At 71.1% G+C, this 12,717-nt stretch carries 12 protein-coding genes; 10 read left to right on the forward strand and 2 right to left on the reverse strand.

From position 1 onward, the window contains the following. Nucleotides 1-41: 41 nt before the first annotated feature. Both Q8R60_16135 and Q8R60_16140 read left to right on the forward strand, forming a co-directional pair. Nucleotides 42-1,112 (forward strand): SGNH/GDSL hydrolase family protein, encoded by a 1,071-nt coding sequence (locus tag Q8R60_16135; protein ID MDP3714005.1) that lies wholly within the window; start codon nt 42-44, stop codon nt 1,110-1,112. A gap of 74 nt (nt 1,113-1,186) precedes the next feature. Next, a complete protein-coding gene (locus Q8R60_16140) occupies nt 1,187-2,416 on the forward strand; it encodes an acetyl-CoA C-acetyltransferase (GenBank protein ID MDP3714006.1) in 1,230 nt (409 codons plus the stop codon). A gap of 87 nt (nt 2,417-2,503) precedes the next feature. Here Q8R60_16140 and Q8R60_16145 read toward each other — a convergent pair whose 3' ends face one another. After that, nucleotides 2,504-2,953, reverse strand: coding sequence for a hypothetical protein (locus Q8R60_16145; GenBank protein ID MDP3714007.1), 450 nt, complete (start codon nt 2,951-2,953; stop codon nt 2,504-2,506). 199 nt (nt 2,954-3,152) lie between these two features. Between Q8R60_16145 and Q8R60_16150 the strand changes: the two genes are divergently transcribed. The 8 genes from Q8R60_16150 (at nt 3,153) to Q8R60_16185 (ending at nt 11,982) form a co-directional block, all read left to right on the forward strand. Then, entirely contained in the window at nt 3,153-4,313 is a 1,161-nt protein-coding gene (locus Q8R60_16150) for a cystathionine gamma-synthase (GenBank protein MDP3714008.1), read from the forward strand. A gap of 70 nt (nt 4,314-4,383) precedes the next feature. Beyond that, nucleotides 4,384-5,394, forward strand: a complete 1,011-nt coding sequence (locus Q8R60_16155) for a caspase family protein (protein MDP3714009.1) — start codon at nt 4,384-4,386, stop codon at nt 5,392-5,394. A gap of 170 nt (nt 5,395-5,564) precedes the next feature. Beyond that, entirely contained in the window at nt 5,565-6,653 is a 1,089-nt protein-coding gene (locus Q8R60_16160) for a hypothetical protein (protein ID MDP3714010.1), read from the forward strand. 64 nt (nt 6,654-6,717) lie between these two features. Then, complete coding sequence (locus Q8R60_16165) at nt 6,718-8,199, forward strand: hypothetical protein (GenBank protein MDP3714011.1); 1,482 nt, start codon at nt 6,718-6,720, stop codon at nt 8,197-8,199. Nucleotides 8,200-8,227: 28 nt separating this feature from the next. After that, complete coding sequence (locus tag Q8R60_16170) at nt 8,228-9,133, forward strand: branched-chain amino acid ABC transporter permease (protein MDP3714012.1); 906 nt, start codon at nt 8,228-8,230, stop codon at nt 9,131-9,133. Beyond that, complete coding sequence (locus tag Q8R60_16175; GenBank protein MDP3714013.1) at nt 9,133-10,290, forward strand: branched-chain amino acid ABC transporter permease; 1,158 nt, start codon at nt 9,133-9,135, stop codon at nt 10,288-10,290. Before Q8R60_16170 ends, Q8R60_16175 begins: the two co-directional genes overlap by 1 nt. After that, a complete protein-coding gene (locus Q8R60_16180) occupies nt 10,277-11,260 on the forward strand; it encodes an ABC transporter ATP-binding protein (protein ID MDP3714014.1) in 984 nt (327 codons plus the stop codon). Before Q8R60_16175 ends, Q8R60_16180 begins: the two co-directional genes overlap by 14 nt. Next, the gene (locus Q8R60_16185) at nt 11,257-11,982 is read left to right on the forward strand and encodes an ABC transporter ATP-binding protein (protein ID MDP3714015.1); all 726 of its coding nucleotides are present in this window, start codon (nt 11,257-11,259) and stop codon (nt 11,980-11,982) included. The genes Q8R60_16180 and Q8R60_16185 overlap by 4 nt, the downstream gene beginning before the upstream one ends. Nucleotides 11,983-12,134: 152 nt before the next feature. Here the strand turns inward: Q8R60_16185 and Q8R60_16190 are convergent, their stop codons facing one another. Then, on the reverse strand, nt 12,135-12,617 hold the full coding sequence (locus tag Q8R60_16190) for a hypothetical protein (GenBank protein ID MDP3714016.1): 483 nt from the start codon (nt 12,615-12,617) through the stop codon (nt 12,135-12,137). Nucleotides 12,618-12,717: the final 100 nt, after the last annotated feature.

A 12,717-nucleotide genomic window follows, 5' to 3' on the forward strand; every position in this document is an offset into this window, starting at 1 on the left:
GGTCGGCAGCGGCCCGGTGACGTCCTGGAGGTGCGAGCGCGGTGCGGATCAGCCCGGCGCGCCTCGGCTCCGTGCGACTTCCCGTGCAGCGCGTCCCGCGGCCGGGGCGGCGCGCGAAGTGGGCGGCTCGCCGGGCGGCTTACGGCACCGGTGTGCTGTCGACGGCCGCCGGCGCGACCGTCGCGCTGCTCGTCGCCGAGGCCAAGCTCGCCCGCAAGACCATCGGTGAGCCGACCGAGGACCCGCCCACCCCGACCGGCACCTACGGCCGCTACCCCGGCAAGCCGGTGCACCTCGCCGTGATCGGCGACTCCGGCGCCGCGGGGCTGGGGTGCGCGCACGCCTCGCAGACGCCCGGTGCGCTCATCGCGGGGGCGCTCGCCCGCGACCTGCGGCAGCGCGTCGCCGTCGACGTCGTCGCCGTCGTCGGGGCCCGCTCGGCCGACCTCGACGCCCAGGTCGCCAAGGCGCTGCGCCGCCGGGTCGACCTCGTCTACGTCATGGTCGGCACCAACGACGTCACTCACCGCGTGCCGATCGGCAAGGCGGTCGCCGACCTCGGCCGCGCGGTTGCGACCCTGCGCGCAGCGGGCGCCTTCGTGGTGGTCGGCACCTGCCCGGACCTCGGCACCGTCAAGCCGATCATGCAGCCACTCCGCGCCTACGGCTCGGTCGTCAGCCGCAAGCTCGCCGCGGCCCAGGCCGTCGCGGTCGTCGAGAACGACGGCGTCGCGGTCTCCCTCGGCGACCTGCTCGCCGAGGAGTTCCACCACCTCGAGCACCTGTGGTCACCCGACCGCTTCCACCCGTCGCCCGCCGGCTACCGCCGCGTCGTCGACGCCGTCCTGCCCTCGCTGCTGCACGGCGCGGGCGTGCGCGTCCCCGTGGACGTGCCGGTCTCGGAGAGCGTCCAGGACATCGAGGTCGCGGCGGCGGTCCTGGCGCGCGAGCCCGGAGTGGTGCTCGAGACCGTCCCTGGCGCCGAGGGTGCGGCGGCCGCCGGGGCGGGTCGGCTCACCCGACTCGTACGCCGGCTGCCGCTGGTCGGCCGCGGCGCGCCCGACGAGCGCTCCGAGGTGGGGCTGCCCGAGCCGCTCGGTGCCGCTGACTAGAACCGGATTCGGTCGAGCCGGGCTTCCGTCGTACGCTCCCTCCTGCACCCGTCCCACGAACCCCTGGAGTCCCCGTGGCCAGCTCTGACAACGAGGCCGTCATCGTCTCGACCGCCCGTACGCCGATCGGCCGCGCCTTCAAGGGCTCGCTCGTCAGCGCCCGGCCCGACGACCTCGCGGCGTTCGCCGTGCAGACCGCGCTCGACAAGGTCCCCGGCCTCGCGGTCACCGACATCGACGACCTGATCATGGGCTGCGGCCAGCCGGCGGGCGAGGCGGGCTTCAACGTCGGCCGCGCCGTCGCGGTCAAGCTCGGCTACGACTCGCTGCCGGGCACGACCGTCAACCGCTACTGCTCCTCCTCGCTGCAGACCACCCGCATGGCGTTCCACGCGATCCGCAGCGGTGAGGGCGAGGCCTTCATCAGCGCCGGCGTGGAGGCCGTCTCCCGCTTCGGCAACGGCATGGCCGACGTCGGCACCGCGGTCAACCCGTTCTTCGAGGACGCGCAGACGCGCACCGCGAAGGCGACCGAGGGCGGCGTCACGGACTGGCACGACCCGCGCGCCGACGGCAACGTCCCCGACGTCTACATCGCGATGGGCCAGACCGCCGAGAACGTCGCGCGCTGGAAGAACATCAGCCGCGAGGACATGGATGAGTTCGCCGCGCGGTCGCAGAACCTCGCCGAGAAGGCCATCGCCAACGGCTTCTGGGAGCGCGAGATCTCGCCCTACACCCTCGAGGACGGCACCGTCGTCTCCGCCGACGACTGCCCCCGCGCGGGCGTCACGGTCGAGGGCATGGCCGGCCTCAAGCCGGTCTTCCGCCCCGACGGCCTCGTCACCGCCGGCAACGCCTGCCCGCTCAACGACGGTGCGGCCGCGGTCGTCGTCATGAGCGCCGGCAAGGCCAAGGAGCTCGGCCTCACCCCGCTCGCCCGCATCGTCTCGACCGCGGTCACGGGCCTGTCGCCCGAGGTCATGGGCCACGGCCCGGCCGACGCCATCAAGCTCGCCCTGAAGCGGGCCGGCAAGACCGTCGACGACATCGACCTCTACGAGATCAACGAGGCGTTCGCCGCGCAGGTCCTGTCGTCGCAGCGCGAGGTCGGCATCGACCTCGACAAGCTCAACGTCCACGGTGGCGCCATCGCCGTCGGCCACCCGTTCGGCATGACCGGCGCGCGCATCACCGGCACGCTGATCAACGGCCTGCAGTCCCTCGACAAGCAGTGGGGCGTGGAGTCCATGTGCGTCGGTGGCGGCATGGGCATGGCGATGGTGTTCGAGCGCCTCAGCTAGAGCCCTCAGGCAGGTACGACGGGAGGGGTACGCCGGCTGGCGTGCCCCTCCCGTGTCGTCCGGCCGGTCCCGGGCTCTGGGAGAACGTCAGCGCTCCTGAGGGCCGCACCCGCACGGGCAGGTGCACGGCGAAGTCCCGCAGGTCTGGCTGGTGCGGGCGAGCAGCTCAGCACCGTCGGCGAACCCGAGCTGCACGGCGAGGGTGTCCGGGACGTCGTCCTCGAGCAGGTCGTGGCGGTGCAGGAGCAGGTGGGCCGTCAGCATCCGGACGGTCTCGTCGGATGGGCCCGCGCGCACGACGTCGTCCGCGGTCACCGCGAGCTGGTCGGGCAGGGCGAGCGGACTCCCGAGGTCCGGCAGCAGGCATCGCGGTCCCCCCTCGAGGTCGGCCGCGGCGTCGGCCAGCGCCTGGGCCAGGTGCCGTGCGACCCGCTCCCGGTCACCCGCGCCCCACCGCGTCGGGGTCCACACCCGCAGCCGCTGGACGAGCAGCCCCGCCTCCCTGCGCAGCAGCTCCACCGGCGCGCTCGCGATCACCCCCGCACGCTAGTCCCGCGGTCTCCCCCGCACGCCCCGATCCGTTCTGCTTCCACCCGGACGCGCGAGCAGGTGAGGGGGCTGCGGGCTCGCGTGACCGTCGGGCGAGCGTCGCGGACTGGAAGCAGGAAGGATCGGTCGCCGGGGCCAATCGAGCGCGAAGACACGTGCCACAAGCGGGCGGGGCTACCGTCGTGGGATGGCCGACTGGACGCAGGACACCCACGGGTTCGAGACGCTCGCCATCCACGCGGGCCAGGACCCAGACCCGACGACCGGAGCCGTCGTCGTTCCGATCTACCAGACCTCGACCTATGCCCAGAGCGAGGTCGGGGTCCACCAGGGCTACGAGTACTCCCGGTCCGGCAACCCGACCCGCACGGCGCTCGAGACCTGCCTGGCCGCGCTCGAGGGCGGGCGGACCGGCCTGGCCTACGCCTCGGGCCTGGCTGCCGAGGACTGCCTGCTGCGGGTCCTGACGAAGCCCGGCGCGCACCTGGTCATCCCCGACGACGCCTACGGCGGCACCTACCGGATCTTCGCGCGGGTCCTCGACAAGTGGGACGTCGCCTTCACGCCGGTGGTGCTGTCCGACCTCGACGCGGTCCGCGCCGCGATGCGCCGGGAGACCGTGGCGATCTGGTGCGAGACGCCGACCAACCCGCTGCTCGGCATCGCCGACATCGCCGGCCTGGCGTCGATCGCGCACGACAGCGGGGCGCGGCTGGTCGTCGACAACACCTTCGCGAGCCCCTACCTCCAGCAGCCGCTCGCACTCGGCGCCGACGTCGTCGTGCACTCCACGACGAAGTACGTCGGCGGCCACTCCGACGTCGTCGGCGGGGCGCTGGTCACCTCCGACGAGGGCCTCGGCGAGGAGCTGCGCTACTTCCAGAACGCCATGGGTGGCGTCCCGGGCGCCTTCGACAGCTGGCTGGTCATGCGCGGCGCGAAGACCCTCGGCGTGCGGATGGACCGCCACTGCAGCAACGCCGAGCGGGTCGTCGAGCTGCTGCAGGCGAGCGACAAGGTCGCACGGGTCCTCTACCCCGGCCTGCCGGAGCACCCGGGCCACGACGTCGCGGCCAAGCAGATGAGGGCGTACGGCGGGATGGTGTCCTTCACGCTGGCCGACGGTGAGGGCGCGGCGCTGGAGGTCTGCCGGCGTACCAAGGTCTTCACCCTGGGCGAGTCGCTCGGCGGCGTCGAGTCGCTCATCGAGCACCCTGGGAAGATGACGCACGCGTCGGTGGCCGGGTCGCAGCTCGAGGTCCCCGCCGACCTGGTGCGGCTGTCGGTCGGCATCGAGACCGTCGAGGACCTGCTCGAGGACCTTCGCCAAGCCCTCGCCGGGGTCTGACCGGGGGCCGTCCGGGAAGTCGGGTTCGTCCGGGCTTGACCCGGGGCGTCGCGGTGCCGACTCTCTACAGGTGACCACGTCCCAGTCGCGCCACCCGCGCCGCGCCCCGCGCTGGCTCGTCGAGGCCACCGCGTGGGCTGCCGCGGCCGTTCTCGCCGCCGGTGTGGCCGTGGTGGCGCTCGACGTCGTCGAGCCGCCCGTCGCCGCGGCCGCCCCGGCGCCCGCGCCGGTCGTCGCGGCCCCGACCCCGACGCCCACCCCGGTGGTCGTGAAGAAGAAGCCCGCGGTCAAGGTCGCGCCGCCGAAGAAGCGCGCCGCGTCCGTGCCGGCGCCCGCCCTCGGCCCGCCCCCGGGCCCGCAGTTCGACCCCGCGCCGACCCGCTTCGCCGCACCCGAGGACCGCTACGCCCTCCTGGCGGGCGTCACCAACTACCGGTCGCCGACCAAGGACACCATCGGGTCGGTCAACGACGTCCGCTACATCTCGACGTACCTCCAGTCGCAGGGCTGGCCGCGGGAGAACATCCGGCTGCTCACCGACAACCAGGTCACGGGCAAGGCGCTGCGCGACGGGATGCGCTGGCTCGCCTCGAAGTCGCAGGCCGGCAAGACCTTCACGTTCTTCCACTACAGCGGCCACGTGAAGCAGTTCGGCGGGCAGCGCGAGGCGCTGTGGCCGATCGACCGCGACTGGGTCATGGACAGCCAGGTCACCCAGCTGCTCGGGCAGGTCAAGGGCAAGGCGTGGTTCGACATCGCCGGCTGCGAGGCGGGGTCGTTCCTGCCCGGCCTGCCGTCGAACGACAGGCTGCTCTCGGCGAGCTCCAACGCGGTGCAGAAGTCCTACGAGTACCCACCGTGGGGCATGTCGGTGTGGACCGGGCTGCTGTTCGACCTGTCGATGCGCCAGGGCAACGCCGACGCCAACGGCAACAAGGTCGTCACCGTCGGCGAGGCCCTGCGCTACTCGACCTACTACGCGCAGTCGATCACGCTGCGCCAGCGCCCCCACGGTCGCCAGACCCCGCAGACCGCCGGCGACCCGATCCGCGGCTGGACGCTGGCCAACCCGCCTGCCTGAGGGTGTCACCGGTCCTTGATCGGGTACCCGCCTGGACAGCACGCGGTGACGGCAATCACACTGTGTGAGTCGCGTTGCAGATTCGTGGCTCTGACCAGCAGGAATCCGGCAATCCGTGACGAAAAGTAGGCTGTTCGGGTGACCCGTGTCACCCCGTCGAGGAGGCAGTTGTGAGCAGGGCCGTACGGATGATGGGGGCCATCGCGCTCGCGTGCGGGACGGTGCCGTTGATGGGCGTCTCCCCGGCTTACGCCGAGTCCACCACCCTCGCGGGGGTGACGAGCGGCTACTTCTCGTCCACCGGCATCCGCAAGCCCGACGCTCTGCCGGCGAGCATCCCTGAGACGGCCCAGCCGAACAACCTGGGTGTCGACACGGTGAGCGCCGGCAACCTGCCCGTCGCCGCTCGGGCGGACATCATCGACAAGATGTCGTTCATCCTGTTCGACCTGCTCTCGGTCGAGCGCGGCAGCACTGTCACGAAAGCCGTCCTGCGCCTACCGCTGGTCCCGAGCACCGAGGCCGACGCCACCTTCGGCGCTGAACCCGCGAAGGTCGTCGCCTGCCCGGCGGGCCCCGAGGGCTTCTTCGGCGAGGACGGGGCGGCCATCGAGGACGCACCGTCGGCCATGTGCGACGTCGCCTCCGCCCCCGGCAAGGCGAGCGCCGACGGGAAGGCCTACGAGTTCGACATCACCAAGACTGCCGCCATGTGGATCGACATCAACGACGGCATCGCGCTGCTGCCTGCCGCCGGCGCGCGCACCACGCCGTTCCAGGTGGTCTTCGCGAAGGCCAGCGAGGCCAAGCTCACCGTGGAGTACACGGCACCGGAGGCTCCGCTCGAAGAGCTGCCCGTGACGAGCCCGCCGGTGGAGTTCCCGACCGACACCGCACCGCCCGTCGACCTCGGCGGCTTCGGTGGCAGCGTCGCGCCGCCGCCCCCGCTCGACACCGGCTCGGTGCCGCCGCCGACCGTCCCCAATGTCCCGGCTCCCGTTGCGGGCGTCGTCCCGCAGCCCGCGCCGCAGATCGTCGCCACGACGCCGGTCGCTCTCGAGTCGTTGCGCCCAGACACCTCGCTGTGGCTGGCCGCCCTCGGACTCGCGGCGCTGCTCGCGATGCTGTCGCTGATCATGGGCGACGGCCGGGTCCCCACCGCCACTGTCGGGAAGTCCCGCCTGTCCCGCGCCCTGGCCGACCGCCAACGCCCCGGGACCTCGGCGCACCCCGCTCTCGGCCGCGCCCTGCCTGTCTGACCTGCTGAGCACCATCGCCTCGCCCCCCGGCAACCCAGCCGCCCGTCTAATCCCCGGAGCACTCATGACTCACGCCCGTGACCACCGGCGCAGCCTGGCGGTGGCCGTGCTGGCCAGCGCCCTCGTCACCTCCGCCTGCGGTCTCAAGCAGGACGTCAAGGACCAGCTCGCCACGGGCGGTGGCGGCGCGGGAGGCATCGGCGACGTCGGCAGCGGCGGCGACGCGGGGATGACGACCGGCACGACCGACGGCACCACCACGACGGGCACCACCGGGGGGCTCACGACCGGCACCTCGGGCTCGACCTCGGGGACGCTCACGACCGGGACCAGTGGGTCCGGGACCAGTGGGTCCGGCGCCAGCGGGTCCGGCACCGGCGGCTCGGGCACGACCACGACCGCCGGCGGCCAGGCCCCCCAGCCCGGTGTCGGCAACACCACCGGCATCGACTTCAAGAACAAGACGATCACGATCACCCTGCACGGACCGCTCACCGGAGCGGGCGTGCCGCAGGAGAGTTTCCGGTCGGGTGGACCCAAGTACTGGGAGAAGAGCGGCCCCAACGGCGGTCCGCGGCTCATCCTCGGTGGCTTCAGGGTCAAAGCCGAAGCGGTGGATGACAAGTACAACGCCCAGGATGCGCTGCGCGCGTGCAACGCCGCGGCGAAGACCTCGTTTTTGATCATGGGAGGCGCCGGCACCGACCAGATCCAGGCCTGCGGACAGAGCCAGGTGCTCGCGCGCGGCAACGTCCCCTACCTGTCCTCAGGTGTAACGGAAGCTGGCCTGGACGGGCGGCCGAACTACTTCGCAACGTCGCTGACCTACCGCCAGCAGGCGCCGCTCGTGATCAAGGCTGCAGAAAAGTACGGCTATCTCAAGAAGAAGTGGGCCGTGGTCATCACCGGCACGCCGAACTTCAAGGACGCTCGCGAGTCCATCGTCGAGCTGCTCAAGAACGCCGACGGCGTGACCGGGCGGCTCGGCGACTTCAACCCCGACAACGACGTCTACCTCACCGAGAAGGCCCCGGTGAACTGCGAGACGCTGGCGGGTCAGCTGCGGGCCGGTGGCTACGAGAGCGTCTACTTCCTCGGCCAGCCGCTGTTCTTCGGCCTGTGCGTGAAGTCCTACCCCGATCCTGTCTACACCGGCCCCGGGCCCTCGTTCGGTATCCAGTCGGTGGCCGACCTGGCCTGCCGCGGCGCGGCAGGTGCTTACCGCGGCTTCTACTTCCACCCGGCTCCGGACAAGGTGACGGCGCAGAAGCGGGCCACCGGCGCCCCGGCGTTCACCGACGACATCGAGGGTGGAATCTGGGGTGGCATGCAGGGCCTCGAGCAGGCCTTCAACCTGGTCAAGGGGCCCCTGACCCGGGAAAGCTTCATCAAGGCGCTGGCCGCCGGGAGTGTCCAGGGCGGTGTCAGCCCCGCAGCGGTGTACAACGGTGGCCCACGCTTCGGCGGCACAGCGGCCCCGCTCAACAAGATCACGTGCAACGGCACCACCGGTGTCGTGCAGACCATCGACACATTCAGCAAGTGACGCACCCAGCGACCAAGGAGGAGTCCGCGTGGAGGTGACGGCCCTCGCTGTCCTCAATCCTGTGGTCTCCGGCGTCGTACAAGGCTCGATCTACGGCCTACTGGGCCTGGGCATCGTCCTGCTGTACAAGAGCGGCCGGATCTTCAACTTCGCCCAGGCGGAGTTCGGCACGTTCGCGGCCTTCATGACGGCGTTCGCCAGTGAGGGGGCGGGGCCGTTCCCGAAGATGCCGGTGTGGGCGGCGATCGTCGTCGGGCTCCTCACCGGCCTGCTGCTCGGGCTGGCGGTCGAGCGGCTCGTCGTCCGGCCGCTGTTCTCCGCTCCGAAGGTGACCGTGGTCGTCGCGACCGCCGGGGTGACGCTGCTGCTCATCGCTGTGGAAGGCTTCCTCGCCGGACCCACACCGCGCGGTGCCGTCAGCGTCATCGGCGGCGACCTGCTGCTCACGGACTCGTTGCGGGTCACCAACCTCAGTGGCCTGATCATCCTGGTGCTGGCGGTCCTCGCGGTGGTGTCCGCGCTGTTCTTCAGCCGGACCCGCACCGGGACGGCGATCATCGCGGTCTCGCAGGAGCCCACGGCCACCCGGCTCGTTGGCATCAGCGTCGAGCGCACCTCGGCCCTGACGTGGGGGATCGCCGGTGTGCTCGGGGCGGTCGCGGGGATCCTGCTGGCCGGCAGCCTCGGCCAGCTCGCCCCTGGCATCCTCACCGGGGTGGCGCTCGTGCCGGCGTTCACGGCGGCGGTGTTCGGCGGGATCACTGCCCTTCCCGGTGCCTTTCTCGGCGGGGTCGTCATCGGGATCCTGCAGTCGCTGGTGGAGACCAACGTGTCGCGAGACGTCCTGCCAGGCTCGGGCAGCGTGATCCTGTTCGTCGCCCTCGTCGTCGTGCTGCTTGTTCGGCCCGCCGGTCTGCTCGGCAAGGAGACCTGATGACGCTCGCCGTCTCGAGTGCGGCGGCCGCTGCCGAGGGGGAGACCGTCACGGCCAGCACGGGCCGGGACTTCGGCATGACCCGGTGGATCCCTCGACTGCTTGTGCTGCTGCCGCTGCTCTACGTCTTCTTGTGGCGCATCCCCAACGACGAGGCGTTCTCACCGGTGGCCGCGGACGCCTGCATCTACGCCATCGTGGGGCTGTCCCTCAACATCCTCATCGGCTACACCGGGCAGCTCTCTCTGGGTCACAGCGGCTTCTACGGCATCGGGGCGTTCAGTGCGGCCTACGCGCTGACCGTCAGAGGCGTCCCCTTCGGACTGACCTTCCTGGTCGCCGGGCTCGTAGGCGCCGCCTTCGCGCTGCTGATGGGGCTCGCGGCGCTGCGCATCACCGGCCTCTACCTGGCGCTCATCACGCTGGTGTTCGGCCTGACCCTGGGTGAGTCGCTGTTCGAGGTCGAGTGGCTCACCAACGGCGGCGGCGGCCAGCCGGCCAACCGCCCCGAGTGGTTGTTCTCGGACCGCAACTTCTTCTTCTTCTGCCTAGCGTTCCTCGTCGTCGCCTGCTACATCGACTGGCGGCTGCTGAAGACCAAGACCGGCCGCGCGCTGCTCGCGCTGAAGGAGAACGAGCGGGTCGCAGAGGCCTTCGGCATCAACGTCACGGCCTTCAAGCTGCTTGCGTTCGTCCTGTCCGGGACGCTCGCCGGAGTCGCAGGCGCGCTGCTGGCGTACCGCATCGGCATCGTCACCGCGTCCGGCTTCGGATTCAACCTGGCGCTGACCTTCGTGCTCATGACGGTCGTCGGTGGTCTCGGCTCGCGGCTCGGCGTCATCCTCGGCGCCTCGCTGTTCGCCTCGCTGTCGTATCTGCTGGAGGAGACCTGGCTGCACGGGGTGCAGCAGTTCCTCGTCGGGCTGGTGTCAAGTGAGGGCAGCGGCACGGAGGCCAACCTCGAGCAGTTCGCGGTCGGCTTCCTCGGCGCGCTCGGCCTGCTGCTGACGATCGTGCAGTACCCCGGTGGCATCGGGCAGCAGATCAAGCCCTACACCGACTGGCTGGCCGGCAAGCGCTTCGACGTCCACGCGCTCCTGCACGGCGACAAGGAGTCTGGTCCCGGCACGGTGGAGGGCTCCAATGTCCGTGCTTGAGATCAACGACCTGTCTATCCGCTTCGGTGGTCTGCAGGCGCTGCAGGACCTCACGCTCACCGTCAACGAGTATGAGATCGTCGGCCTGATCGGGCCCAACGGTGCGGGCAAGACCACCGCCTTCAACTGCATCACCGGCTTCTACAAGCCCAACACCGGGACCGTGCGTTACCGCGGCAAGGACGTCACCAAGGCGCCCCCGCACGTCAAGGCGCGGATGGGCTTCGGCCGCACCTTCCAGAACGTCGGCATGGTCAAGAGCGCCACCGCGCTGGAGAACCTCAAGACCGCGCAGCACGCCAAGGCGGGATACGACGTCGCCAGCGGCCTCATCGGGGCGTCCAACTCGCTCAAGGCCGAGCGCGAGCTGACCGCTAAGGCCGAGGCGATCCTCGACCTGCTGGGGCTGTCGGACATCCGCGACAAGCGGGTCGGCGGTCAGTCCTACGGCACGCTGAAGCTCCTCGAGCTCGGCTGCGCGCTGGCGACCGACCCCGACATCCTGCTGCTCGACGAGCCGACCTCGGGCATGGGCCCGGAGGAGTCCAACGAGCTCGGTGAGCGGCTGCTGGTGCTGCGCCGCGAGTTCGCCCTGACGATGCTCGTCATCGAGCACCACGTTCCCCTGGTGCTGCGGGTCTGCGACCACGTCTACGTCCTCAACTTCGGCCGGCTGCTGGCCGAGGGCAAGCCGAGCTTCATCCAGACCCACCCGGAGGTCGTCGCGGCCTACCTAGGTGGGGAGGCGCCCGAGGCCCTGGAACAGACCCAGGAGACCGAGGAAGACGCCGCCCTCGACGCGCAGCTCGAGCACCGGCTCGAGCACCCGGAGGAGGTCGTCGCTCCTGCGCCCCCGGCTCCCAAGCCGGCCCGCAAGCGGGCCGCGCCGAAGAAGACCGCGACCACCGCCGGGGCAGCCCCCGAGGCGCCCGCTCGGCGTCGTACGAAGAAGTCGGGGGGCGACGCGTGAGCCTGCTCGAGGTCGAGGACCTGCGCACCGGCTACGGCTCGCTGCCCGTCCTGCAGGGCATCTCGTTCTCCGTGGAGGAGGGCGAGACCGCGGTCATCTTCGGCCTCAACGGCGCCGGCAAGACCACCACCATCAACTGCCTCGCCGGGCTGCTGCCCGCGTGGGGCGGCGAGGTGCGCTTCGATGGCAAGAAGATCTCCGGCAAGGACGCGCCGTTCGTCGTGAAGTCCGGCATCTCGCTGAGCCCCGAGGGGCGGCGGGTGTGGCCCGGGTTGTCGGTCATGAAGAACCTCGAGCTCGGCGCCTGGTCGCGCAAGGACCGCAACAAGATCGACGAGACCGTGCAGCAGGTCTTCGGCTACTTCCCGCGCCTCGACGAGCGCAAGGACCAGATGGCCGGCACGCTGTCCGGCGGCGAGCAGCAGATGCTCGCGATCGGGCGCGCCATCATGAGCAAGCCGCGGATGCTGATGATCGACGAGGCGTCGCTCGGGCTGTCGCCCAAGCTCGCGCAGACGGTGTTCCAGGTTGTGTCGCAGATCAACGACGACGGCGTGACGGTCATCATCGTCGAGCAGAACGTCGGCGTGCTGCCCTACGCCGACCAGGCCCTGATCATGGAGAAGGGCACGCTGACCTTCGACGGCCGCGGCAAGGAGCTCGAGGAGTCCGGCGAGCTCCGCAAGACCTACCTCGGTGACACCGAGGACGCCGCCAGCTGACCCGCGCGGCCCCACCTGGGCGGTGATCTTCCGGTCGGTGCGCCGCCGGGCGGTGTGTCGCGCCCCCTCTGCGGTAGATCAGCGCGATGAGCGGGCCCGGGTACGACGAAGGCCGGCCCCCTCGGGGGCCGGCCTCGTGTCGTCTCGTGGGTCTAGCGGACCGTGACGTTGGTCTGCGCCAGGTCGGGCTGGCAGACCCGGCAGGCCTTCAGCTCGCGCTCCTGCGCCTCGGCGGGAGTGAGGTAGCTGGTCTCCTCGCGACCGTCCACCAGACGGCAGCCGGCTGTGTGGTAGCTCGCGGTGCCGGCGACGACGAGGCCGGACAGGTCGCTGGGCGACGCGACGTGTCGGGCGGGACCGGCTGCGGCGCTGCCGCCGATGGCCTCGACGAGCTCGTCGAGCTTGGCCTCGAGGCGGGCGCGGTCCTCGCGGTGCGACTGCACCACGAGCATCGCCGCGCCGAGGATGACGAAGGCGATGCCGAGCACGCCGCCGGAGATGACGTAGGGGAGCTGGCCCAGGATCGTGAGCTGGCCGGCTGCGCCGTTGTAGCCGATGAGGATGGCGATGAGACCGACGGCGGCGAGCGCGATGCCCACTTTGCCGCCGAACTTGCCGAACTCGGGCTGCTGCATGTCGAGGCCTTCCACTCTGCGCTGGTGCTGTGACAGTAGGTGACAGCAGTGTTCGCCGACCACAGCGACATTCCTGCTGCCCCCCTTGCGCCGGTTGCAG

This window comes from Mycobacteriales bacterium, from assembly GCA_030697205.1.
In the GTDB taxonomy this organism is placed as follows: Bacteria; Actinomycetota; Actinomycetes; order Mycobacteriales; family SCTD01; genus JAUYQP01.

Coding starts and splice junctions, on each gene's coding strand:
- Q8R60_16190 (MDP3714016.1), bottom strand. CDS start 12,617: ATGCAGCAGCCCGAGTTCGGCAAGTTCGGCGGCAAAGTGGGCATCGCG.
- Q8R60_16180 (MDP3714014.1), top strand. CDS start 10,277: ATGTCCGTGCTTGAGATCAACGACCTGTCTATCCGCTTCGGTGGTCTG.
- Q8R60_16165 (MDP3714011.1), top strand. CDS start 6,718: ATGACTCACGCCCGTGACCACCGGCGCAGCCTGGCGGTGGCCGTGCTG.
- Q8R60_16150 (MDP3714008.1), top strand. CDS start 3,153: ATGGCCGACTGGACGCAGGACACCCACGGGTTCGAGACGCTCGCCATC.
- Q8R60_16175 (MDP3714013.1), top strand. CDS start 9,133: ATGACGCTCGCCGTCTCGAGTGCGGCGGCCGCTGCCGAGGGGGAGACC.